22 protein-coding genes are annotated in these 24,229 nt (G+C 68.7%); 3 read left to right on the plus strand and 19 right to left on the minus strand.

What is annotated here, in order from left to right:
- Positions 1-114 precede the first annotated feature (114 nt).
- From recQ to ACWD2L_RS29350, 15 genes are all read right to left on the minus strand, one after another.
- On the minus strand, positions 115-2,043 hold the full coding sequence (gene recQ / locus ACWD2L_RS29280; protein ID WP_451192253.1) for a DNA helicase RecQ: 1,929 nt from the start codon (positions 2,041-2,043) through the stop codon (positions 115-117).
- A gap of 186 nt (positions 2,044-2,229) precedes the next feature.
- Positions 2,230-3,894: an NADH-quinone oxidoreductase subunit NuoN gene (nuoN, locus tag ACWD2L_RS29285; RefSeq protein WP_351341599.1), complete on the minus strand. Its 1,665-nt coding sequence runs from the start codon at positions 3,892-3,894 to the stop codon at positions 2,230-2,232.
- Between the two features lie 8 nt (positions 3,895-3,902).
- Complete coding sequence (locus ACWD2L_RS29290; protein WP_351341602.1) at positions 3,903-5,477, minus strand: NADH-quinone oxidoreductase subunit M; 1,575 nt, start codon at positions 5,475-5,477, stop codon at positions 3,903-3,905.
- Between the two features lie 6 nt (positions 5,478-5,483).
- On the minus strand, positions 5,484-7,385 hold the full coding sequence (gene nuoL / locus ACWD2L_RS29295) for an NADH-quinone oxidoreductase subunit L (RefSeq protein WP_351341605.1): 1,902 nt from the start codon (positions 7,383-7,385) through the stop codon (positions 5,484-5,486).
- Between the two features lie 15 nt (positions 7,386-7,400).
- A complete protein-coding gene (nuoK, locus tag ACWD2L_RS29300) occupies positions 7,401-7,700 on the minus strand; it encodes an NADH-quinone oxidoreductase subunit NuoK (RefSeq protein ID WP_003974374.1) in 300 nt (99 codons plus the stop codon).
- The gene (locus ACWD2L_RS29305; RefSeq protein WP_351341606.1) at positions 7,697-8,539 is read right to left on the minus strand and encodes an NADH-quinone oxidoreductase subunit J; all 843 of its coding nucleotides are present in this window, start codon (positions 8,537-8,539) and stop codon (positions 7,697-7,699) included. The genes nuoK and ACWD2L_RS29305 overlap by 4 nt, the downstream gene beginning before the upstream one ends.
- Positions 8,536-9,159 carry an NADH-quinone oxidoreductase subunit NuoI gene (gene nuoI, locus ACWD2L_RS29310; RefSeq protein WP_351341608.1) on the minus strand — a complete coding sequence of 208 codons (624 nt, stop codon included), beginning with the start codon at positions 9,157-9,159 and terminating at the stop codon, positions 8,536-8,538. Before nuoI ends, ACWD2L_RS29305 begins: the two co-directional genes overlap by 4 nt.
- On the minus strand, positions 9,152-10,525 hold the full coding sequence (gene nuoH / locus ACWD2L_RS29315) for an NADH-quinone oxidoreductase subunit NuoH (RefSeq protein WP_351341610.1): 1,374 nt from the start codon (positions 10,523-10,525) through the stop codon (positions 9,152-9,154). The genes nuoI and nuoH overlap by 8 nt, the downstream gene beginning before the upstream one ends.
- On the minus strand, positions 10,522-13,023 hold the full coding sequence (locus tag ACWD2L_RS29320; RefSeq protein ID WP_351341613.1) for an NADH-quinone oxidoreductase subunit G: 2,502 nt from the start codon (positions 13,021-13,023) through the stop codon (positions 10,522-10,524). Before ACWD2L_RS29320 ends, nuoH begins: the two co-directional genes overlap by 4 nt.
- The gene (gene nuoF, locus ACWD2L_RS29325; protein ID WP_351341616.1) at positions 13,020-14,387 is read right to left on the minus strand and encodes an NADH-quinone oxidoreductase subunit NuoF; all 1,368 of its coding nucleotides are present in this window, start codon (positions 14,385-14,387) and stop codon (positions 13,020-13,022) included. Before nuoF ends, ACWD2L_RS29320 begins: the two co-directional genes overlap by 4 nt.
- Entirely contained in the window at positions 14,387-15,247 is an 861-nt protein-coding gene (nuoE, locus tag ACWD2L_RS29330; protein WP_351341619.1) for an NADH-quinone oxidoreductase subunit NuoE, read from the minus strand. Before nuoE ends, nuoF begins: the two co-directional genes overlap by 1 nt.
- Positions 15,244-16,584, minus strand: a complete 1,341-nt coding sequence (locus ACWD2L_RS29335; protein WP_351341622.1) for an NADH-quinone oxidoreductase subunit D — start codon at positions 16,582-16,584, stop codon at positions 15,244-15,246. The genes nuoE and ACWD2L_RS29335 overlap by 4 nt, the downstream gene beginning before the upstream one ends.
- Positions 16,584-17,336, minus strand: a complete 753-nt coding sequence (locus tag ACWD2L_RS29340; RefSeq protein WP_351341625.1) for an NADH-quinone oxidoreductase subunit C — start codon at positions 17,334-17,336, stop codon at positions 16,584-16,586. The genes ACWD2L_RS29335 and ACWD2L_RS29340 overlap by 1 nt, the downstream gene beginning before the upstream one ends.
- Positions 17,333-17,887, minus strand: a complete 555-nt coding sequence (locus ACWD2L_RS29345; RefSeq protein ID WP_016640165.1) for a NuoB/complex I 20 kDa subunit family protein — start codon at positions 17,885-17,887, stop codon at positions 17,333-17,335. Before ACWD2L_RS29345 ends, ACWD2L_RS29340 begins: the two co-directional genes overlap by 4 nt.
- A gap of 34 nt (positions 17,888-17,921) precedes the next feature.
- Complete coding sequence (locus tag ACWD2L_RS29350) at positions 17,922-18,281, minus strand: NADH-quinone oxidoreductase subunit A (protein WP_007383963.1); 360 nt, start codon at positions 18,279-18,281, stop codon at positions 17,922-17,924.
- 708 nt (positions 18,282-18,989) lie between these two features.
- Here ACWD2L_RS29350 and ACWD2L_RS29355 point away from each other — a divergent pair.
- Positions 18,990-19,820: a C40 family peptidase gene (locus ACWD2L_RS29355; RefSeq protein WP_351341627.1), complete on the plus strand. Its 831-nt coding sequence runs from the start codon at positions 18,990-18,992 to the stop codon at positions 19,818-19,820.
- A gap of 193 nt (positions 19,821-20,013) precedes the next feature.
- Here ACWD2L_RS29355 and ACWD2L_RS29360 read toward each other — a convergent pair whose 3' ends face one another.
- Together ACWD2L_RS29360 and ACWD2L_RS29365 are read right to left on the minus strand one after the other, a co-directional pair.
- A complete protein-coding gene (locus ACWD2L_RS29360; protein WP_351341630.1) occupies positions 20,014-20,340 on the minus strand; it encodes a putative quinol monooxygenase in 327 nt (108 codons plus the stop codon).
- Between the two features lie 19 nt (positions 20,341-20,359).
- Positions 20,360-21,652, minus strand: a complete 1,293-nt coding sequence (locus ACWD2L_RS29365; RefSeq protein ID WP_351341633.1) for a geranylgeranyl reductase family protein — start codon at positions 21,650-21,652, stop codon at positions 20,360-20,362.
- Positions 21,653-21,748: 96 nt separating this feature from the next.
- On the opposite strand from ACWD2L_RS29365, the gene ACWD2L_RS29370 reads away from it, so the two are divergent.
- Together ACWD2L_RS29370 and ACWD2L_RS29375 are read left to right on the plus strand one after the other, a co-directional pair.
- Positions 21,749-22,252, plus strand: coding sequence for a GNAT family N-acetyltransferase (locus tag ACWD2L_RS29370; RefSeq protein ID WP_351341636.1), 504 nt, complete (start codon positions 21,749-21,751; stop codon positions 22,250-22,252).
- A 188-nt stretch (positions 22,253-22,440) separates the two neighbouring features.
- Positions 22,441-22,794: a PASTA domain-containing protein gene (locus ACWD2L_RS29375; protein WP_351341655.1), complete on the plus strand. Its 354-nt coding sequence runs from the start codon at positions 22,441-22,443 to the stop codon at positions 22,792-22,794.
- Positions 22,795-22,836: 42 nt separating this feature from the next.
- On the opposite strand, the gene ACWD2L_RS29380 is transcribed toward ACWD2L_RS29375, so the two are convergent.
- Positions 22,837-23,532: a demethylmenaquinone methyltransferase gene (locus ACWD2L_RS29380; RefSeq protein WP_351341639.1), complete on the minus strand. Its 696-nt coding sequence runs from the start codon at positions 23,530-23,532 to the stop codon at positions 22,837-22,839.
- A gap of 96 nt (positions 23,533-23,628) precedes the next feature.
- Positions 23,629-24,225, minus strand: a complete 597-nt coding sequence (locus ACWD2L_RS29385) for an imidazolonepropionase-like domain-containing protein (RefSeq protein ID WP_351341642.1) — start codon at positions 24,223-24,225, stop codon at positions 23,629-23,631.
- Between the last annotated feature and the right edge of the window lie 4 nt (positions 24,226-24,229).

Here is a 24,229-nt window from a genome sequence, read left to right on the forward strand (position 1 = left end):
GGCGGGGCTTGATCTATCAAGCCCCGCCGGCGATTGAGGCGATCTTTCAAGCCCCTGCGGCGATTGAGCAGCGGGGTCCGGGGCAGAGCCCCGTGTCCGGGGGACGGCGCCGCATCACCAGTCGACATCCTCCGGGACGGGCTCGTACTGGTCGTCATGCGGCGGCTCATCAGGCCACGGCCCGTCATCCCGCACCGCCCCGGCGGACCCCCGCAACCCCGCCAAAACCCCCAGCACACCCTCGCCCCACGTCGCCAACTTCTTCTCCCCGACCCCACCGATCGTCCCCAACTGGGCCAGCGACGTGGGCTGTTGCAGCGCGATCTCACTGAGCGTCGCATTCTGGAAGATGACGTACGCCGGCACCCCGTGCTCCTTCGCCTGCGCCCCCCGCCAGGCCCGCAACGCCTCGAAGACCGGCGCCACCTCCGCCGGCAGCTCGACCGCGGGCGCCTTGGCCTTGCGCTCACGGGCCGCCGCCGCACGCGGCGCCGGCTTCGGCTCCTTGCGCAGCCGCACCTCCCGCTGCCGCCCCAGCACGGTGCCGCTCTCCTCGGTGAGCACCAGCGTCCCGTATTCGCCCTCGACCGCGATGAGCCCCTGCGCCAGCAACTGCCGTACGACGCCCCGCCATTCGGCCTCCGCCAGCTCCTCGCCGATCCCGAAGACGGACAGCTGATCGTGGTCGAACTGGATGACCTTGGCGCTGCGCTTGCCGAGCAGGATGTCGATGATCTGGCCCGCGCCGAACTTCTGCCGCCGCTCTCTCTCGAGGCGCACCACAGTCGAAAGGATCTTCTGCGCGGCGACCGTGCCGTCCCACGTCTCGGGCGGCGACAGGCAGGTGTCGCAGTTGCCGCAGGCCTCGGCGCCCTCCTGCCCGAAGTACGTGAGCAGCTGGGACCGGCGGCACTGTGCCGTCTCACACAGCGCCAGCATCGAGTCGAGGTGGGCGGAGGCGCGGCGCCGGAACGCCTCGTCCCCCTCGCCCATGTTGATCAGCTTCCGCTGCTGGACCACGTCCTGCAGCCCGTACGCCATCCACGCCGTCGACGGCAGTCCGTCACGCCCGGCGCGGCCGGTCTCCTGGTAATAGCCCTCGACGGACTTCGGCAGGTCGAGGTGCGCGACGAACCGGACGTCCGGCTTGTCGATGCCCATGCCGAACGCGATGGTCGCGCAGACGATGAGGCCCTCCTCGCGCAGAAACCGCGACTGGTGCCTCGCACGCGTGCCCGCGTCCAGGCCCGCGTGGTACGGCACCGCCTCGATCCCGTTGCGACTGAGGAACTCGGCCGTCGCCTCCACGGACTTGCGGGACAGGCAGTACACGATGCCCGCGTCGCCCTCGTGCTCCTGCTGGAGGAAGCCGAGCAGCTGCTTCTTCGGGTCCGCCTTGCCGATGATCCGGTACTGGATGTTGGGCCGGTCGAAGCTCGCCACGAAGTGCTTGGCGTCCGGCATGCCCAGACGCTGGGTGATCTCCTCGTGCGTGGCATGCGTCGCCGTCGCGGTCAGGGCGAGGCGCGGCACGTCCGGCCAGTTCCGGCCGAGCACCGACAGGGACAGATAGTCGGGACGGAAGTCGTGGCCCCACTGGGCGACACAGTGCGCCTCGTCGATCGCGAAGAGGGAGATCTTGCCGCGCGACAGCAGCCTGAGCGTGGAGTCGAGACGCAACCGCTCCGGCGCCAGATAGAGCAGGTCGAGCTCGCCCGCGAGGAACTCCGCCTCCACCAGGCGGCGCTCCTCGAAGTCCTGCGTCGAGTTCATGAACCCGGCGCGCACCCCGAGCGCCCGCAGCGCGTCCACCTGGTCCTGCATCAGCGCGATCAGGGGCGAGACGACGATTCCCGTGCCGGCCCTCACCAGCGCCGGGATCTGGTAGCACAGCGACTTGCCGCCACCAGTCGGCATGAGCACGACGGCGTCCCCACCGCCCACCACGTGATCGATGATCGCTTCCTGCTCACCGCGGAAGGCGTCGTACCCGAAGACCCGGTGGAGCGTGGCTAGCGCCTCGCTCCCGGTCACCTCGCTCATACCCTGTGTCCCGTCCATCGCCCTGTCCCCGTGCGTCCAGCTCGTCTCGACTTCTCCAGTAACGATAGGGGTCCGGACCGACACCCCGGAAAGTTATCCACAGGCTGGGGGCATTCCCGGGACATATGGAGGCCCGGCCCCCTCCCAGGGACCGGGCCTCGACCACGCGCGACGGCGGCGGTACCGCTACCGCACGAACACCCCGGCCTGGCCCGCCAGGTCCAGGAAGTACTGCGGCGCGAGCCCCAGCACGATGGTGACCGCGACGCCCACCCCGATCGTCGTCATGGTCAGCGGCGACGGCACGGCCACGGTCGGCCCGTCCGCCTTCGGCTCGCTGAAGAACATGAGGACGATCACGCGGATGTAGAAGAACGCGGCGATCGCCGAGGACACGACACCGACCACGACGAGCGCACCCGCGCCACCCTCGGCCGCCGCCTTGAACACGGCGAACTTGCCCGCGAACCCGGAGGTGAGCGGGATACCGGCGAAGGCCAGCAGGAACACCGCGAAGACCGCAGCCACCAGCGGCGATCTGCGCCCGAGCCCCGCCCACTTCGACAGGTGCGTCGCCTCGCCCCCCGCGTCGCGCACCAGTGTCACCACGGCGAAGGCACCGATGGTCACGAAGGAGTACGCGCCCAGGTAGAAGAGGACGGACGAGACACCTTCGGGCGTCGTCGCGATGACACCGGCCAGGATGAAGCCGGCGTGCGCGATCGAGGAGTACGCGAGGAGTCGCTTGATGTCGGTCTGCGTGATCGCGACGATCGCGCCGCCCAGCATCGTGACGATGGCGATGGCCCACATGACAGGACGCCAGTCCCAGCGCATCCCCGGCAGGACGACGTAGAGCAGACGCAGCAGCGCGCCGAAGGCCGCGACCTTCGTGGCCGCCGCCATGAACCCGGTCACCGGCGTCGGCGCGCCCTGGTACACGTCCGGCGTCCACATGTGGAACGGCACGGCGCCGACCTTGAACAGCAGGCCCATGCCGACCAGCGCCATGCCGATGAGCAGCAGCGCGTCGTTGCCCATGGTGTCGGCGAGGGCCGGGTCCACGTTCTGGATCGAGCCGTCGACGACGCTCGCGATCGTGGCGTACGAGACGGAGCCCGCGTAGCCGTACAGGAGCGCGATGCCGAACAGGGTGAAGGCGGACGCGAAGGCGCCGAGCAGGAAGTACTTGACCGCGGCCTCCTGCGACATGAGCCGCTTGCGGCGGGCCACGGCGCACAGCAGGTACAGCGGGAGCGAGAAGACTTCCAGGGCGATGAACAGCGTCAGCAGGTCGTTCGCCGCGGGGAAGACCAGCATGCCGCCGATCGCGAAGAGCGCCAGAGGGAACACCTCGGTGGTGGTGAACCCGGCCTTTATGGCCGCCTTTTCGCTGTCACTGCCGGGCACGGAGGCGGCCTGCGCGGCGAACGAGTCGACGCGGTTGCCGTGTGCCTCCGGGTCGAGCCGCCGCTCGGCGAACGTGAAGATCGCGACGATCCCGGACAGCAGGATGACCCCTTGGAGGAACAGCGCCGGGCCGTCCACGGCGATCGCGCCCATGGCCGCGATGTGTGCCTTCGTCGTCCCGTATCCGCCGGCCGCGAGCCCCACGACCGCCGCGAAGGCGGCCGCGAGCGCGACGACGGCGAGGAACACCTGCACGTAATAGCGGGAGCGGCGCGGCACGAAGGCCTCGACCAGGATCCCCAGGACGGCGGCACCGATGACGATCAAGGTCGGCGACAATTGCGCGTACTCGATCTTCGGGGCGTCGATCTTGGAGATCCCCTCTTGAACGGGCCCCGCGGCCACCGTTGTCCACAGGCTGTGGACAGAAGAAGCACTCACCAGTGCACTCATTTGTGAGCCGCCTCCACTTCCGGCTTCGGGTCCTTCTTGTGGACGTCGGACAGGGTGTGCTTGACCGCCGGGTTCACCAGCTCGGTGAGCGGCTTCGGGTAGACGCCGAGGAAGATCAGTACGCCGATCAGCGGGACCACGACCGCGAGCTCACGCACCCGCAGGTCCGCGATGCCCTGGGTCGACGGCTTCACCGGGCCCGTCATGGTGCGCTGGTAGAGGACCAGCGTGTAGAGCGCGGCGAGCACGATGCCGAAGGTGGCGATGATGCCGATCACCGGGTAGCGCGTGAACGTGCCGACCAGGACCAGGAATTCGCTCACGAAGGGCGCGAGACCCGGTAGCGAGAGGGTGGCGAGGGAACCGATCAGGAACGTACCGGCGAGCACCGGGGCGACCTTCTGCACGCCTCCGTAGTCCGTGATGAGCCGCGAGCCGCGCCGCGAGATCAGGAAGCCGGCGACCAGCATCAGCGCCGCCGTCGAGATCCCGTGGTTGACCATGTAGAGCGTCGCGCCGGACTGGCCCTGGCTGGTCATCGCGAAGATGCCCATGATGATGAAGCCGAAGTGCGAGATCGACGCGTAGGCGATCAGGCGCTTGATGTCGCGCTGGCCGACCGCGACCAGCGCGCCGTAGACGATGCTGATCAAGGCGAGCACCAGGATCGCGGGCGTCGCCCACTTGCTCGCCTCCGGGAACAGCTGGAGGCAGAAGCGGAGCATCGCGAACGTGCCGACCTTGTCGACAACTGCCGTGATCAGTACGGCGACCGGGGTGGTGGCCTCCCCCATCGCGTTCGGCAGCCAGGTGTGCAGCGGCCACAGCGGGGCCTTCACCGCGAAGGCGAAGAAGAAGCCCAGGAAGAGCAGGCGCTCGGTGTTGGTCGCCATGTCGAGCGAGCCGCTCGCGCGGGCTTCCGCGATCTCCGAGAGCGAGAAGGTCCCGGCCACTACGTAGAGGCCGATGACGGCCGCCAGCATGATGAGGCCGCCGACCAGGTTGTAGAGGAGGAACTTGACGGCCGCGTACGAGCGTTGGGTCGCGGCCTCCTTCTCGCCGTGCGGGCCCGCCCGGTCCCCGAAGCCGCCGATGAGGAAGTACATCGGGATGAGCATGGCTTCGAAGAAGATGTAGAACACGAAGACGTCGGTGGCCGCGAAGGAGATGATCACCATCGCCTCGACGAGGAGGATCAGGGCGAAGAAGCCCTGCGTCGGCCGCCACCGTGTGTTCCCGGTCTCCTGCGGGTCGGCGTCGTGCCAGCCCGCGAGGATCACGAACGGGATCAACAGCGCGGTCAGCGCGATGAGCGCCACCCCGATGCCGTCCACACCCAGCTCGTAGCGGACCCCGAAGTCGGCGATCCACGCGTGGGATTCGGTGAGTTGGAAGCGTCCGCCGCCCGGGTCGAAGCGGACGGCGACCACCGCCGCGAGGACCAGAGTGGCAGCTGAGAACAACAGCGCGAGCCACTTGGCCGCGGTGCGCTGCTTCGCCGGAACCGCGGCCGTGGCGATCGCGCCCACGGCCGGCAGTACCGCCGTCGCTGTCAGAAGAGGAAAGGACATCGGGTATCAGACCGCCCTCATCAGCAGGGTCACCGCGGCGATGAGCGCCGCGCCGCCGAACATCGAGACGGCGTACGAGCGCACGTAGCCGTTCTGGAGTTTGCGCAGCCGACCGGAGAGGCCGCCGACCGAGGCCGCCGTCCCGTTGACCACCCCGTCGACCAGGGTGTGGTCGACGTATACGAGGGAGCGCGTCAGGTGCTCGCCACCGCGCACCAGGACGACATGGTTGAAGTCGTCCTGGAGCAGGTCACGCCGTGCGGCGCGGGTGAGCAGCGAGCCGCGCGGGGCGACGACGGGAACCTCGCGGCGCCCGTACTGGACCCAGGCGAGACCCACGCCGATCACCAGGCACACCATGGTGGCTCCGGTGACCACGCCCGCGCTGATGGGCGCGTGCCCGTGGTCGTGCCCGGTGACGGGCTCCAGCCAGTGCAGGAAACGGTCCCCGATGGAGAAGAAGCCACCGGCGAAGACCGAGCCGACCGCGAGCACGATCATCGGGATCGTCATGGAGGACGGGGACTCGTGCGGGTGCGGCTCATGGCCGTCAGCGTCCGGCTGCCAGCGCTTCTCGCCGAAGAACGTCATGATCATCACGCGCGTCATGTAGAAGGCGGTGATGGCCGCGCCCAGGAGGGCGACGCCCCCGAGGATCCAGCCTTCCGTACCGCCCTTGGCGAACGCCGCCTCGATGATCTTGTCCTTGGAGAAGAAGCCGGACAGACCCGGGAAACCGATGATCGCCAGATACCCGAGCCCGAACGTCACGAAGGTGACCGGCATGTACTTCCGCAGGCCGCCGAACTTCCTCATGTCGACCTCGTCGTTCATGCCGTGCATGACCGAACCGGCGCCGAGGAACAGCCCCGCCTTGAAGAAGCCGTGCGTCACCAGGTGCATGATCGCGAACACATAGCCGATGGGGCCGAGGCCCGCGGCGAGGATCATGTAGCCGATCTGCGACATCGTCGAGCCGGCCAGCGCCTTCTTGATGTCGTCCTTGGCGCAACCGACGATCGCACCGAACAGCAGCGTGACCGCGCCGACGATGGTGACCACCAACTGCGCGTCGGGCGCCGCGTTGAAGATCGCGCCGGAGCGGACGATCAGGTAGACCCCCGCGGTCACCATGGTCGCGGCGTGGATGAGGGCCGAGACCGGGGTTGGGCCCTCCATCGCGTCCCCGAGCCAGGACTGCAGCGGGACCTGCGCCGACTTGCCGCACGCGGCGAGCAACAGCATCAGGCCGATCGCCGTCAGCTTGCCTTCACCGGTGTCACCGACGCTGTCGAGGACGGGCTTGAAGGCGAACGTCCCGAACGTCGTGAACATCAGCATGATCGCGATCGACAGACCCATGTCGCCGACGCGGTTGACCAGGAACGCCTTCTTCGCGGCCGTGGCCGCGCTCGGCTTGTGCTGCCAGAAGCCGATGAGCAGGTACGAGGCGAGGCCCACACCCTCCCAGCCGACGTACAGGAGCAGGTAGTTGTCGGCGACGACCAGGAGGAGCATCGCCGCGACGAACAGGTTCAGGTAGCCGAAGAAGCGGCGGCGCCGCTCGTCGTGCTCCATGTAGCCGATCGAGTACAGGTGGATCAGCGTGCCCACACCGGAGATCAGCAGGACGAACGTCATCGACAGCTGGTCCAGCTGGAAGGCGACGTCCGCCTGGAAACCCTCGACGGGGATCCAGCTGAACAGGTGCTGGCTGAGCGTGCGGTCCTCGGGGCCCCTGCCGAGCATGTCGGTGAAGAGCACGACGGCGACCACGAAGGAGACGGCCGCGAGCAGCGTGCCGAGCAGATGACCCACCCGGTCCAACGCCCGCCCACCGCACAGCAGTACGGCCGCTCCGAGCAGTGGCGCTGCGACGAGCAGCGCGATCAGGTTCTCTGAGTTCATCGGTTCAGCGACCCCTTACAGCTTCATCAGGCTGGCGTCGTCGACCGAGGCCGAGTGGCGGGAACGGAACAGCGACACGATGATCGCGAGCCCGACCACGACCTCCGCGGCGGCGACGACCATCGTGAAGAACGCGATGATCTGCCCGTCGAGATTGCCGTGCATCCGGGAGAACGCGACGAACGCGAGGTTGCACGCGTTCAGCATCAGCTCGATGCACATGAACACGACGATCGCGTTCCGCCTGATGAGCACGCCGGTGGCGCCGATCGTGAACAACAGGGCGGCGAGATACAGGTAGTTGACCGGATTCACTTCGACGCCTCCTCGGCCCGGTCGCGGTCCGAGCGCTCCAGGCGGTCGGACGACCGCTGCTCCAGAGCCTTCAGATCACTCATCGCCTCACCGGAGACATCCCGGATCTGACCGCGCTCGCGCAGCGTCTGCATGACCGTGAGCTCCGAGGGGGTGCCGTCGGGCAGCAGTCCCGCGACGTCCACCGCGTTGTGCCGGGCGTAGACGCCCGGGGCGGGCAGCGGCGGGAGGTGCTTGCCCTCGCGCACCCGCTCCTCGGCCATCTCGCGCTGTGTCTTGGCCCGTTCGGTGCGCTCGCGGTGCGTGAGCACCATCGCGCCGACCGTGGCCGTGATCAGCAGGGCGCCGGTGATCTCGAAGGCGAAGACGTACTTGGTGAAGATGAGGGACGCCAGGCCCTCCACGTTCCCCCCGGCGTTCGCCTTGCCCAGTCCGTTGAACCGCGTCAGCGAGGCCTGTCCGATCCCCGCGATGAGCAGCACACCGAAGCCGAGCCCGCACAGGGCGGCGAGCCAGCGCTGCCCCTTGATGGTCTCCGTCAGGGAGTCCGCCGCGGTGACGCCGACGAGCATCACCACGAAGAGGAACAGCATCATGATCGCGCCCGTGTAGACGACGATCTGCACGATGCCCAGGAAGTACGCCCCGTTGGCCAGGTAGAAGATCGCCAGGATGATCATGGTGCCGGCCAGGCACAGGGCGCTGTGCACGGCCTTCTTCATCAGGATCGTGCACAGGGCGCCGATGACGGCGACCGTGCCGAGAATCCAGAACTGGAAGGCCTCACCGGTGGAGGTGCCCGCGGCGAGCGTGGCCGCCTCGGCGAGCCGCGCGCTCATACGTCCACCTCCTCGGCGTCCTCGGAGGGCTTCTCGCCCTTGGAGACGGCCACTTGGCGCTCCGTGCCGGGCGCCGCCTCGGTGACGAGACCCCGGTAGTAGTCCTGCTCGTCCGTGCCGGGGAAGATCGAGTGCGGGCTTTCGACCATGCCCTCGTCGAGCCCGGCGAGCAGCTGCTCCTTGGTGTAGATGAGGTTGGCGCGGCTGCTGTCGGCCAGCTCGAACTCGTTCGTCATCGTCAGCGCGCGCGTGGGGCACGCCTCGATGCACAGTCCGCACAGAATGCAGCGCGCGTAGTTGATCTGGTAGACGCGGCCGTAGCGCTCACCCGGCGAGTAACGCTCCTCCTCCGTGTTGTCCGCGCCCTCCACGTAGATCGCGTCCGCCGGGCAGGCCCAGGCGCACAACTCGCAGCCGATGCACTTCTCCAGGCCGTCCGGATGGCGGTTGAGCTGGTGCCTGCCGTGGAAGCGGGGAGCAGTGGTCTTCGGTTGCTCCGGGTACTGCTCGGTCAGCCGCTTCTTGAACATGGCCTTGAAGGTCACACCGAAGCCGGCGACGGGGTTCTGGAACCCCGGCTCTGTGTCCTTCTGGTGGCCGGAGTCGGTCTCTTCAGCCATCGGACGCCTCCTTTCCTTCGCGAGATCCGCCGAGCGACTCGTCACTCTGAGTATCGGGGCCACCACTGACAATCAGCTCCCGCTCCCGGCGGGAACGCCTGCGCGGCACGGGTGGCGGCGTCTGTCCTGGCAACGGCGGCACGGGGAATCCGCCCGCCATCGGGTCGAAGGCGGCGGGCTCTTCGGCGGCCTCCCGCTGCTTGGCCCCGCGATCGCGGAAGATGTCCACGACGAACGACAGGAGCAGGATCACAAGGATCGCGGCGCCGACGTACAGGGCGATGGAGGCGAAGTCGTAGTTCTCGTTGCGCAGCGTCCGCACGGTCGCCACCAGCATCAGCCACACCACGGAGACCGGGATGAGGACCTTCCAGCCGAGCTTCATCAGCTGGTCGTAGCGGACACGAGGCAGCGTGCCGCGCAGCCAGATGAAGAAGAACAGCAGCAGCTGGACCTTGATGACGAACCAGAGCATCGGCCACCAGCCGTGGTTCGCGCCCTCCCAGAACGTGGAGACCGGCCACGGTGCGCGCCAGCCGCCCAGGAAGAGCGTCACGGACACCGCCGAGACCGTCACCATGTTCACGTACTCGGCGAGCATGAACATCGCGAACTTGATGGACGAGTACTCGGTGTTGAAGCCGCCGACGAGGTCGCCCTCGGACTCCGGCATGTCGAACGGGGCGCGGTTCGTCTCGCCGACCATCGTCACGATGTAGATCAGGAACGAGACCGGCAGCAGCACGATGTACCAGCGGTCGTGCTGCTGGGCGACGATCTCCGAGGTCGACATCGAGCCCGAGTAGAGGAACACCGAGGCGAAGGCCGCGCCCATCGCGATCTCGTACGAGATCATCTGCGCGCAGGACCGCAAGCCGCCGAGCAGCGGATACGTCGACCCGGACGACCAGCCCGCGAGGACGATGCCGTAGATGCCGACGGAGGCGACCGCGAGGATGTAGAGCATCGCGATCGGCAGGTCGGTGAGCTGCATCGTCGTGCGGTGGCCGAAGATCGAGACCTCGTTGCCCGCGGGGCCGAACGGGATCACGGCGATCGCCATGAAGGCGGGGATCGCAGCGATGACCGGCGCAAGGACGTAGACCACCTTGTCGGCCCGCTTGACGATCACGTCTTCTTTGAGCATCAGCTTGATGCCGTCGGCGAGCGACTGGAGCATGCCCCAGGGGCCGTGCCGGTTCGGACCGATGCGCAGCTGCATCCAGGCGACGACCTTGCGCTCCCACACGATGGAGAACAGGACCGTCACCATCAGGAAGGCGAAGCAGAAGACCGCCTTGACGACGACGAGCCACCAGGGGTCGCGGCCGAACATCGACAGGTCTTCCAACGCGAGTGGGTTCATGACTGCACCTCCGGGACTCCGGCGGCGACGGCCGGGCCGATCTTCACCAGGTCACCGGGGACGGCCCCGGTGTCCGAAGCGACGCCGCCGCCCTCGGAGTTGAGCGGCAGCCACACGACGCGGTCGGGCATCTCGGTGACCTGGAGCGGGAACGCGACGCTGCCGAGCGCCCCGGTGACCGTCAGTACGTCGCCGTCCTTCACGCCCGCCTCGGCGGCGGTCGTGGCGGACACGCGCGCGTGGGCGGCGTGCCGGGTCCCGGCGAGCGCGTCGTCGCCCTCCTGGAGGCGGCCCTGGTCCAGCAGTAGCCGGTGTCCTGCGAGGACGGCCTCTCCGGAGGAGGGGCTCGGCAGCTGACCTGTCGTCTCCAGGGGCTCGGTCGCGTGCGGGCCTTCCCAGTTGCCGAGGCGGTCCAACTCGCCGCGCAGCGAGCGCAGATCGGGGAGCCCCAAGTGGACGTCCATGGCGTCCGCCACCATCTGCAGCACGCGCGCGTCCGTGGGCGCGACGCGCCGCGTCATCTGGTCGGGCTTCAGCGCCGCCTCGAACATCCGGGCGCGGCCCTCCCAGTTGAGGAACGTGCCCGCCTTCTCGGCGACCGCGGCCACCGGAAGGACGACGTCGGCGTGGTCGGCGACCTCGCTGGGCCGCTGCTCAAGGGAGATCAGGAACCCCACCTCGTGAAGGGCTTCACGCGCGCGTGCCGGGGACGGCAGGTCGGCGACCTCGACCCCGGCCACCACAAGCGCCCCCAGTTCGCCGGTGGCCGCGGCCTCCACGATCTGCCCGGTGTCCCGCCCGAAGCGGTGCGGCAGTTCGGCCACGCCCCAGGCTGCGGCGACCTGGTCCCGCGCGCGCGAGTCGGTCGCGGGCCTGCCGCCCGGCAGCAGCGAGGGCAGCGCGCCCGCCTCGACGGCGCCGCGCTCACCGGCCCGCCGCGGGATCCACACCAGCTCGGCCCCGGTCGCGGAAGCGGCCCGTACGGCGGCGGTGAGCCCGCCCGTCACGGACGCGACCCGCTCACCGACGACGATCACGGCGCCTTCGCCGCGCAGCGCCTGCGCGGCGTCCGCTCCCCCGTCCTCGAGGCCGACCCCGGAGGCCAGCGCGTCCAGCCACTCGGGCTCGGTGCCGGGAGCGGCCGGCAGCAGCGTGCCACCCGCCTTCTCCAGGCCGCGCGTCGCATACGTAGAGAGCGAGTAGACCTTCTGCCCGTGTCCCCGCCACGCCTTGCGGAGCTTGAGGAAGACGCCGGGCGCCTCCTCCTCCGACTCGAACCCGACGAGGAGTACGGCCGGAGCCTTCTCCAGCTTCGTGTACGTGACCCCGCTGCCGTCCAGGTCGCGACCGCGACCGGCGACGCGTGCCGCCAGGAAGTCGGCCTCCTCGCTGCTGTGCACGCGCGCGCGGAAGTCGATGTCGTTCGTGTCGAGGGCGATGCGCGTGAACTTGCTGTACGCGTACGCGTCCTCGACCGTGAGCCGGCCACCGGTGAGCACGCCGGTGCGGCCGCGGGCGGCGGCGAGCCCGCGCGCGGCAGTCTCCAGCGCCTCAGGCCAGGAAGCGGGCCGCAGTTCACCGCTCTCCGCGTCCCGTACGAGGGGGTGGGTGAGCCGGTCGGGCTTCTGCGCGTAGCGGAAGCCGAAGCGGCCCTTGTCGCAGACCCACTCCTCGTTGACCTCGGGGTCGTTGGCCGCGAGGCGGCGCATGACCTTGCCGCGCCGGTGGTCGGTACGGGTCGCGCAGCCGCCCGCGCAGTGCTCGCACACACTCGGCGACGACACGAGGTCGAAGGGCCGGGAGCGGAATCGGTACGCCGCCGAGGTCAGCGCGCCGACCGGGCAGATCTGGATCGTGTTCCCGGAGAAGTACGACTCGAAGGGGTCGCCCTCACCCGTGCCGACCTGCTGGAGCGCGCCGCGCTCGATCAGCTCGATCATCGGGTCGCCCGCGATCTGGTTGGAGAACCGGGTGCAGCGGGCGCACAGCACGCACCGCTCGCGGTCGAGCAGCACCTGCTTCGAGATCGGCACCGGCTTCTCGTAGGTGCGCTTCTTGCCCTCGAAACGCGAGTCGGCCTGGCCGTGCGACATGGCCTGGTTCTGCAACGGGCACTCGCCGCCCTTGTCACAGACCGGACAGTCGAGGGGGTGGTTGATGAGCAGCAGCTCCATGACCCCCTTCTGCGCCTTCTCGGCGACCGGGGAGGAGAGCTGACTCTTGACCACCATGCCGTCGGTGCAGGTGATGGTGCAGGACGCCATCGGCTTGCGCTGGCCCTCCACCTCCACGATGCACTGCCGGCAGGCGCCCGCCGGGTCCAGCAGCGGGTGGTCGCAGAAGCGCGGGATCTCGATGCCGAGCATCTCGGCGGCCCGGATGACCAGGGTCCCCTTGGGGACGCTGATCTCGATGCCGTCGATGGTGAGGGAGACGAGGTCCTCGGGCGGAACAGCCGCCTCGCCGCCCCCGGAGGGAGCGTTGGTCGTGACGGTCACGCGTTCACCTCCGTGCGGTGCTTGTCGCCCCGGCCTGCCCAGAGCGTGGACTTGGCCGGGTCGAAGGGGCAGGCCTTGCCCGTGATGTGCTGCTCGTACTCCTCGCGGAAGTACTTGAGCGAGGAGAAGATCGGCGAGGCGGCGCCGTCGCCGAGGGCGCAGAACGACTTGCCGTTGATGTTGTCGGCGATGTCGTTCAGCTTGTCGAGGTCGGACATGGTGCCCTTGCCGGCCTCGATGTCTCGGAGCAACTGCACGAGCCAGTACGTGCCTTCACGGCACGGCGTGCACTTGCCGCAGGACTCGTGGGCGTAGAACTCGGTCCACCTTGTGACCGCGCGCACAACGCAGGTCGTCTCGTCGAAGCACTGCAGCGCCTTGGTGCCGAGCATCGATCCGGCGGCGCCGACACCCTCGTAGTCCAGGGGCACATCGAGGTGCTCCTCGGTGAACATCGGGGTCGAACTGCCGCCCGGGGTCCAGAACTTGAGGCGGTGGCCCGGCCGCATGCCGCCGCTCATGTCGAGCAGCTGACGCAGTGTGACGCCGAGCGGGGCCTCGTACTGGCCGGGGCTCACGACGTGGCCGCTGAGCGAGTAGAGCGTGAAGCCGGGTGACTTCTCGCTCCCCATCGATTTGAACCAGTCCTTCCCCCGATTGATGATTGCGGGAACCGACGCGATGGACTCGACGTTGTTCACCACAGTGGGGCACGCGTAGAGGCCCGCGACGGCAGGGAAGGGGGGACGGAGTCGCGGCTGACCACGGCGGCCCTCGAGCGAGTCCAGGAGTGCGGTCTCCTCACCACAGATGTACGCGCCCGCGCCGGCGTGCACGGTGAGTTCAAGGTTGAGACCGGACCCGAGGATGTTCTGCCCGAGATACCCCGCGGCGTAGGCCTCGCGCACGGCCTCGTGCAAGCGCCGCAGTACGGGGACCACTTCACCCCGAAGGTAGATGAACGCGTGCTCCGAACGGATCGCGTAACAGGCGATCACGATGCCCTCAATGAGGCTGTGCGGATTGGCGTAGAGGAGCGGGATGTCCTTGCAGGTCCCCGGCTCCGATTCGTCGGCGTTGACAACTAGATAGTGCGGCTTGCCGTCTCCCTGCGGGATGAACTGCCACTTCATCCCCGTCGGGAATCCGGCGCCACCACGCCCGCGGAGCCCCGCGTCCTTCACATACGCGATCAGGTCGTCCGGTGCCATGGCGAGGGCCTTGCGCAGCCCCTCGTATCCCTCGTGCCGGCGGTACACATCCAAAGACCAGGACTTGTCCTGGTCCCAGAAGGCCGACAGGACCGGAGAGAGCAGCTTCTCCGGGCTGGTGTCGTTGTTCTCGATCTCGGCTGCCAAGGTCATCACTCCCCCTCCTCGGCGGTCGGTCCCGCTGGGTGCTGCGGGTCGGAGGCCGACGTGTCCTGCGGCGCGTCGTGCGAGCTCAAGTGCTCGGTGGGCGAAGGGTCGTGGGCCGGATCGCCCTCGACGTTCTCGGCGCGCGGGTGGACCACGCGCGCGGGCTCCGTCTCGCCCTTGGCCAGGCGGAGCCCGATCAGCGAGGCGGGCCCCGCGCTGCCACCCGCCTCGACGGCACCGGCACGCTCGTCGGGGAAGCCGGCCAGGATGCGCGCGGTCTCCTTGAAGGTGCACAAGGGAGCCCCGCGCGTGGGTGACACCTCCGACCCCGCGCGCAGATCGTCGACGAGCTGCTTGGCGGTGTCGGGCGTCTGGTTGTCGAAGAACTCCCAGTTGACCATCACCACGGGAGCAAAATCACAAGCGGCATTGCACTCGATGTGCTCCAGCGTGATTTTACCGTCGTCCGTCGTCCCGTTGTTGCCGACGCCGAGGTGCTCCTGGAGCGACTCGAAGATGGCGTCGCCACCCATGACGGCGCACAACGTGTTGGTGCAGACGCCCACCTGGTAGTCGCCGCTCGGCTTCCTGCGGTACATCGTGTAGAAGGTCGCGACGGCCGTGACCTCGGCGGTGGTCAGGCCGAGCATGTCCGCGCAGAACTGCATTCCGGTCCGCGTGACGTGCCCCTCCTCCGACTGCACGAGGTGCAGCAGCGGAAGCAGCGCCGAGCGGGAGCCGGGGTAGCGGGAGATGACCTCCTTCGCGTCGGCCTCCAGGCGGGTTCGGACGTCGTCCGGGTACGCGGGCGCGGGCAGTTGTGGCATGCCCAGACTCACGCCCTGCTCCGAAGAACTGGTGGTCACCGGTCGACGCCTCCCATCACGGGGTCGATGGACGCGACGGCGACGATGACGTCGGCGACCTGGCCGCCCTCGCACATCGCCGCCATGGCCTGAAGGTTGGTGAAGGACGGGTCGCGGAAGTGGACCCTGAACGGGCGGGTGCCGCCGTCGGACACGGCGTGCACACCCAGTTCGCCCTTGGGCGACTCCACGGCCGTGTACGTCTGTCCCGGTGGGACGCGGAAGCCCTCGGTCACCAGCTTGAAGTGGTGGATGAGGGCCTCCATGGAGGTGCCCATGATGTTCTTGATGTGGTCGAGCGAGTTGCCGAGACCGTCCGGTCCGAGGGCCAGTTGGGCGGGCCAGGCGATCTTCTTGTCGCCGACCATGACCGGACCCGGCTCCAGCCGGTCCAGGCACTGTTCGACGATGCGCAGCGACTGGCGCATCTCCTCCAGGCGGATCAGGAAGCGCCCGTAGGAGTCGCAGGTGTCGGCGGTCGGGATGTCGAATTCGTAGTTCTCGTAGCCGCAGTACGGCTGCGCCTTGCGCAGGTCGTGCGGCAGGCCGGCGGATCGCAGCACAGGACCTGTGGCGCCGAGGGCCATGCAGCCCGCGAGGTCGAGGTAGCCGACGTCCTGCATACGGGCCTTGAAGATGGGGTTCCCGGTGGCGAGCTTGTCGTACTCGGGAAGGTTCTTCTTCATCTTCTTCACGAACTCGCGGAGCTGGTCCACCGCGCCGGGTGGCAGGTCCTGGGCGAGTCCGCCGGGCCGGACGAACGCGTGGTTCATCCGCAGGCCGGTGATCAACTCGAAGACGTCGAGAACGAGTTCACGATCGCGGAATCCGTAGATCATGATCGTGGTCGCGCCGAGCTCCATGCCGCCGGTGGCGATGGCCACCAGGTGCGAGGACATCCGGTTCAGCTCCATGAGGAGCACGCGGATGATGCTGGCGCGGTCCGGGATCTCGCCCTCGATACCGAGGAGCTTCTCGACGCCGAGGCAGTACGCCGTCTCGTTGTAGAACGGCGTCAGGTAGTCCATGCGCGTCACGAACGTGGTGCCCTGGGTCCACGTGCGGTACTCGAGGTTCTTCTCGATGCCGGTGTGGAGGTAGCCGATGCCGCAGCGGGCCTCGGTGACGGTCTCGCCGTCGATCTCCAGGATCAGGCGCAGCACCCCGTGCGTGGAGGGGTGTTGGGGCCCCATGTTGACGATGATGCGCTCGTCGTCGGACTTGGCCGCCGCCTGGGCGACCTCGTCCCAGTCACCTCCGGTGACCGTGTAGACGGTGCCTTCGGTGGTCTCGCGTGGGGAGGCGGAGGCAGAGGGAGCAGAAGGAGTGGAAGACATCAGCTGTACGACCTCCGCTGGTCCGGAGCCGGGATCTGGGCGCCCTTGTACTCGACGGGGATGCCGCCGAGGGGATAGTCCTTGCGCTGCGGGAAGCCCTGCCAGTCGTCCGGCATCATGATCCGCGTCAGCGCGGGGTGGCCGTCGAAGACGAGACCGAAGAAGTCGTACGCCTCGCGCTCGTGCCAGTCGTTCGTCGGATACACCGGGACCAGCGACGGCACGTGCGGGTCCGCGTCGGGCGCGGAGACCTCGAGGCGGATCAGCCGGTTGTGGGTGATCGAGCGCAGGTGGTAGACGGCGTGCAGTTCGCGGCCCTTGTCCTCCGGGTAGTGCACCACCGAGACCCCCGTGCACAGTTCGAAGCGCAGGGCCGGGTCGTCGCGCAGGGTGCGGGCGACGCGGACCAGGTGCTCGCGCTCGATGTGGAAGGTGAGCTCGTCGCGGTCGACGACCGTCTTGTCGATGGCGTTCTCGGGGACGAGGCCCTGCTCCTCCAGGGCGCCCTCCAGCTCGTCCGCCACCTCGTCGAACCAACCGCCGTAGGGGCGGGAGGATTCACCGGGCAGCCGGACCGGGCGGACGAGGCCGCCGTAGCCGGAGGTGTCACCGCCGTTGTTGGCGCCGAACATGCCGCGCTGGACGCGGATCTCCTCGCCCTGGTCGCCGCGCTGCCCTGGAAGGTTGGAAGCGCTGAGGTCCTTTTCGGGGTTGACCCCGTTCGATCCCTTGTCGCTGTGCGCGTCGCTCACCGCAGCAGCCCCTTCATCTCGATCGTCGGGAGCGCCTTGAGCGCCGCTTCCTCCGCCTCGCGGGCCGCCTCCTCGGCGTTCACGCCGAGCTTGGAGGTCTGGATCTTCTGATGGAGCTTGAGGATCGCGTCCATCAGCATCTCGGGCCGGGGCGGGCAGCCGGGCAGATAGATGTCGACCGGGACGACATGGTCGACGCCCTGCACGATCGCGTAGTTGTTGAACATCCCGCCGGACGATGCGCAGACGCCCATGGAGATGACCCACTTGGGGTTCGGCATCTGGTCATAGACCTGGCGCAGGACGGGCGCCATCTTCTGGCTCACCCGCCCGGCCACGATCATCAGGTCCGCCTGGCGGGGCGATCCCCGGAAGACTTCCATCCCGAACCGCGCCAGGTCGTAGCGGCCCGCGCCCGTCGTCATCATTTCGATGGCGCAACAGGCGAGCCCGAACGTGGCAGGGAATACGGACGACTTGCGCACCCAGCCCGCGGCCTGCTCGACGGTGGTCAGCAGGAATCCGCTCGGCAGCTTTTCTTCGAGTCCCATTGGTCTGTGGCTCCTGGTCTCCCCTATACGGGGCTCAGTCCCATTCCAGGCCGCCGCGCCGCCATACGTACGCGTACGCGACGAAGACGGTGAGCACGAAGAGCAGCATCTCTACGAGCCCGAACACCCCTAGGGCGTCGAAGGTGACGGCCCAGGGGTAGAGAAAGACGATCTCGATGTCGAAGACGATGAAGAGCATCGCCGTCAGGTAGTACTTGATGGGGAAGCGCCCGCCACCGGCCGGCGTGGGGGTCGGCTCGATCCCGCACTCATAGGCTTCAAGCTTGGCCCGGTTGTACCGCTTTGGACCGATAAGCGTGGCCATGACCACGGAGAAGATCGCAAAGCCTGCCCCGAGGGCTCCCAGTACGAGGATCGGCGCATACGCGTTCACGCTCCTCGCTCCTCTCAGTCGGCACTGACTGGCGGTTGCATGAGCTCGCGCCCCCGCCCCCCACGTCCCGCGAACAGTCGAAGATCGCCTACATGTGAAGCGGGTCACAAGCCCAACTTGCCCCGCATCCTATGCCTGCAACTCTGTGATCTGCGACACGGGGTGCGCCAACTACTTTGTGATCTCCACCACCTGACGAAGGATCATGAAGTCGGATGAGCAGTGATCTTCACACGCGAAGCACCTGAGTGATCACCAGTGGTGACATCTTGACGCGTTACCCCTGGTCGGAGAGGCGTGCCCACTATCAAGACGTGGAGATCGCAAGCAAATTGGTGCTGGACGCGGTTGGCTGATAGTGGACGCCGTTCACACGTGAGGGGGAGGGGTGTGAATGGAAGTGGACGCGAGTTGTGTCCATCGCGTGTGCATCGCATCCCCTAGGGGTCCACTTGTGACCTGCGTCACGCGGCTACCGCACCGTCAGAAACCGGGCTTGGCCAACTGCCTCAACGGGTGGTAAGCGTCGGGCAATTCGGGCGTATTGCAGAAAACCAATGCTCAGGGCCACCCAAGGGGCTGTCCGCTTTGACCGTTACGGCGTCAATAAAGCCTGTCGGGCCCGGGTTTCGACCCCCCTGCTCCACAACTGTGGCGCACCACACGTTTCTTGAAGGGATCGGGGAGGCCCTGATACCGGTTGGTCTCATGTCCCACACCGCTCACATACCCAGCCACCGGAAGCCCCGCAACAGCGCCTCGAAGAAGGCCCTGCGCGCCGGAGTTACCGGTGGCGTCCTCAGCACCCTGGCGATCGCTGGTGCGGCTGGTTCGGCCAGCGCGGCCGAGCCCGTCACTCAGACCATCGAGATGCCCACGCTCACGACCGACCTCTCCTCCCAGGTCGCCCAGTCCGCGGACGCCACCCAGCAGGCCGCGGCCAACTACCAGGTCCAGGCCGAGCGCGACGCCGCCTTCGACAAGGCCGCGGACCAGGCGAAGAAGGACCAGGTCGCCGCCGAGAAGAAGGCCGAGGCCAAGAAGAAGGCCGAAGCGAAGGCGAAGGCCGAGGCCGCCGCCAAGCGCGAGGCCGCCGAGAAGGCCGCCGCCTCCCGCTCCAGCGAGCGCACCACGCTGCAGGCGACCACCTCGTCCGCCTCCTCGGAGGCCCCCGCCCCGGCCAGCGGCTCCGCCGCCGCTGTCGTGTCGTTCGTCAAGGCGCACATCGGTGACGCCTACGTGTCCGGTGGCACGGGCTCCAGCTCCTGGGACTGCTCGGGTCTCGTGCAGGCCGCGTACAAGCAGGCCGGAATCGACCTGCCGCGCGTCTCGCAGGACCAGTCGACGCAGGGCACCCAGGTCGGCCTGGGCAACCTGCAGGCCGGCGACATCCTCTACTGGGGCGGCGCCGGCAGCGCCTACCACGTCGCGATCTACGTGGGCGGCGGCAACTTCGTCGGCGCGCAGAACTCCTCCACCGGTGTGGTCGAGAAGCCGCTCTCCTACGACCAGCCGACCGGCGCGGTGCGCGTTCTCTGAGCCTCTCCGAGGCTCCGTGACCTTCCGGGTCCCCCGGGAGCCCTGCGGTACTCAAAGGCGGCACACAGCCGCCTGAGGCCCCTTGAGGGCTTCACCACGTGCACGGCCGAAGGCCGCCGCTCCCCCTACGGGGTGCGGCGGCCTTCGGTGTTTGTCCGGAAAAACCGGGACAGTGCTGCGGAGGAATCGCAGCTCAGGCCTGCGGGGAGAGCTCGCCCATCTCGCCCCAACCCTCGTTCGGGATCTCGGCGTTGATGATCTCCGGGGTGGCGGCGATGAGCGGAGCCATGGTCTCCATGCCGGCCTTGAAGTGGTCGGAGTTGACGTGCACGGCGCCCGCGGCGGCGTCGCGGAAGCCCTCCAGGATGACGAACTGGTTCGGGTCGTCGACGCTGCGCGACCAGTCGTAGAAGAGGTTGCCCTCCTCGGCTCGGGTGGCCTCGGTGAACGCGGCGGTCTTCTCCAGCCACGTGTCGGCGTGCTCGGGGCGGACGGTGAACTTCACGGCGATGAAAATCATGGGTCCACCCTGGCATCGCTCAGGACTTCGGCGCGACCTTGGTCAGCCCGTTGATGACCCGGTCCATCGCGTCGCCGCCCGTCGGGTCCGTCAGGTTCGCCAGCATCTTCAGCGTGAACTTCATCAGCATCGGGTGGGTCAGACCGCGCTGCGTCGCGATCTTCATGACCTTCGGGTTGCCGATGAGCTTCACGAAGGCGCGGCCCATCGTGTAGTAGCCGCCGTAGGTGTCCTTGAGGACCTTCGGGTAGCGCTGGAGGGCCAGTTCACGCTGGGAGTCGGTGGCACGCGCGTGGGCCTGCACGATGACGTCGGCCGCGATCTGGCCGGACTCCATGGCGTACGCGATGCCCTCGCCGTTGAACGGGTTGACCAGGCCGCCCGCGTCACCGACCAGGAGCAGGCCCTTGGTGTAGTGCGGCTGGCGGTTGAAGGCCATGGGGAGGGCGGCGCCACGGATCGGCATCGTCATGTTGTCCGGGGTGTACCCCCAGTCCTCGGGCATCGACGCGCACCAGGCCTTCAGGACCTCGCGCCAGTCCAACTCGCGGAAGGCCTTCGAGGAGTTCAGGATGCCGAGGCCCACGTTGGACGTGCCGTCGCCCATGCCGAAGATCCAGCCGTAGCCGGGCAGCAGCCGGTCCTCGGCGCCGCGCCGGTCCCACAGCTCCAGCCAGGACTCCAGGTAGTCGTCGTCGTGGCGCGGCGACGTGAAGTACGTACGGACGGCGACGCCCATGGGGCGGTCCTCGCGGCGGTGCAGGCCCATCGCGAGCGACAGGCGCGTGGAGTTGCCGTCGGCCGCGACCACCAGCGGGGCGTGGAACGTGACGGGGGTCTTCTCCTCGCCCATCTTCGCGTGCACGCCCGTGATGCGGCCCGTGCGCTCGTCGATGATCGGGGCGCCGACATTGCACCGCTCGTACAGGCGGGCGCCGCCCTTCTGGGCCTGCCGCGCGAGCTGCTCGTCGAAGTCGTCGCGCTTGCGGACCAGGCCGTAGTCCGGGTACGAGGCGAGGTCGGGCCAGTCGAGCTGGAGGCGGACGCCGCCGCCGATGATGCGCAGGCCCTTGTTGCGCAGCCAGCCGGCCTCCTCGGAGATGTCGATCCCCATGGAGACGAGCTGCTTGGTGGCGCGCGGCGTGAGGCCGTCGCCGCAGACCTTCTCGCGCGGGAAGGCGGTCTTCTCCAGCAACAGGACGTCGAGGCCGGCCTTGGCCAGGTAGTAGGCGGTCGTCGAACCGGCAGGTCCGGCCCCGACGACGATCACGTCCGCGCTGTGCTCGGACAAGGGCTTCGGCTGCTCGGTCACGGCGGGTTCTCCCCAGGCTCGAAAACAGTGTGCCGTCCGGCACGGACATGGGCAGTCTATTCAGCGACCGTGACCACTCAGCCGAAGGGCCAGCCCATGAGTCGAGTTCTGCCCGCCGTGGATCTGCGCGTCCCCACCCATGAGGACGCGCTCGCCTGGCACAGGGTGTTCGACCACCCCGAGGTCATGGAGTTCCACGGAGGCGCGTCGGCGGAGCTCTCGGTGTACGAGGAGCTGACCGCGCGGCAGCGCAGACACGAGGCGGAGCACGGTTTCTGCCTGTGGACGATGACCGACGGCGCGGGAGACGTCATCGGGTTCACGGGCGCGCAGCCCTGGCCGGGCACCTGGGGTCCGGTGGGCGAGATCGAGATCGGCTGGCGGCTCGGGCGCGCGTACTGGGGGCAGGGGTACGCGACGGCGGCGGCGGGCCTGACGCTGGATCAGGTGCGGGCGGCGGGTCTGCCCAGCGTCGTCGCGATGGTGGACGCCCGCAACGAGCGCTCGATCGCGGTGACCCGGCGGCTCGGCATGGAACTGGCCGAGACGTTCGTGACGCCGACCGGTAAGCAAGGGCACTGCTTCCGTCTGGAGCTCTGACCCCGCTCGCGGGACGCTGCCTCGGCCTGGAATTCCGACCCGTCCCTCCAGAGCACTGCCTCCGTCTGAGCCCCTGATCCGGTCCGCCGGGGCGCTGACCGGACCTTCCGGACCCCACACCCCGAGGGCTACCCTTCCGGTACCTCCTGGGGGTGACATCTGTGGTGAAGACACCCAAGACGCCCAAGATGCCGGATGCCGGGCCGCCGGACGTGCCGGTGCCGAAGCTCGTCGGCCTGATGGCGGTCGACGCGCGGCAGACGGCGCGCGAGCACGGCGTGCTGATCGTGGCGGCGGACCGGTACGACGTCGACCGGGTGGTGGTGGAGTACGTGGTGCGCCAGTACCCGCTGCCCGGCGTCGAGGTGCCGCGGGACGCCGTCGTCACGGTGTGGTTCGACCTCGGTGAGGGCGAGGGCGGTGGCGGCGCGGGCGTGCGCGTGCCGCGGGCGCCGGGGCCGCGGGGTGGCGGCATGCGCAGGGAGCTCGGCGAACCGGACGAGCCGCCCACACGCACCGGGTCGTTCAGCCGGTGCCCGTGAGGCGGTCCGTGCCCGTGCAGCCGGCGTGCCCGTGAGCCCGGGTCAGGCCTTCTTGTAGCCCCGGTGCAGCGTGACGATGCCGCCGGTGAGGTCCCGCCAGGCCACCTGCTGCCAGCCGACGTTCTGCATCAGCGCGGCGAGTTCGGGCTGCGTGGGCCAGGCGCGGATGGACTCGGCGAGGTAGACGTACGCGTCCGGGTTCGAGGACACCGCGCGCGCGACCGGAGGCAGGGCGCGCATCAGGTACTCGGTGTAGACGGTGCGGAAGGGGGCCCACGTCGGGTGGCTGAACTCGCAGATGACGACGCGGCCGCCCGGCTTGGTGACGCGGTGCAGCTCGCTCAGCGCGACCTCGGTCTCCTGGATGTTGCGCAACCCGAAGGAGATGGTCACGGCGTCGAACGTGTCGTCCTTGAACGGCAGTTTCGTGCCGTCGCCCGCCGTGAACGGCATCCACGGGTGGCGCTGCTTGCCCACGCGCAGCATGCCGAGGGAGAAGTCGCAGGGCACGACGTACGCGCCGGCCTGCACGAAGGGCTGCGAGGAGGTGGCGGTGCCGGCCGCGAGGTCGAGGACCTTCTGCGCGGGGCGTGCGGCGACGGCCTTGGCGACCTCCTTGCGCCACAGCCGGGTCTGTCCCAGGGACAGCACGTCGTTGGTGAGGTCGTACTTCTCCGCCACGTCGTCGAACATCGAGGCGACTTCGTGGGGCTGCTTGTCCAGGGATGCACGGGTCACCCGGCCATTGTGGCAGCCCATGGCCGGTGGGCCGGGTGCCGCCTCCCGAAAGTCCTGCCGGACGGGCCTGCTCAATCGCCGCAGGGGCTCCAATGATCAGCGAGCCCGGTACACCAACCGCCCGCCGACCACCGTCGCCACACACGTGGCCGCCCCCTTGGCCACCAGTTCGGCGCGGTCCGCCACGTCGAAGACCGCGAAGCGGGCCGGGCCGCCCACCACCAGACCCGGCAACAGCACCATCGGCTTCGGGGACAGGGACACGGGCCCCCGCAGCCCCTCCGGCCGCCCACCGAACACGAGCCCCGACCGCTGCGCCACCTCAAGGACCGGCTTGGCGCGCAGTTCGCCCGCCAGGGCCACCGTCCCGTGCGCGAACAGCCGCTGCACGCCCCGCCGGGCGCTCGCGCCGAGGCGGGACGGGTCCGCGCGGAAGATCTCCCGCGCCCGCTCCCCGCCGATCGGCACCGTCCCGTAGGTGTCCGCCTCGCGCGGATCCGGGTGGTACGTGTGCTCGAGGATCTCGGGACCGTACGGGTTGAGGAGTCCCGGCGTGAGGATGCCGGGCCAGCGCCGCACCCGCGCCGACGGGTGGGCTTCGGTCAGCTCCTCGTACGAGCCGAGTGCTCTGATGGTCTCGCCCTCGACGAGAGCGGCCGCCCCGTCGGCCTCGGTGACGTGAAGTGTCGCCAAGACG

It is taken from the genome of Streptomyces sp. NPDC002754 (assembly GCF_053592315.1).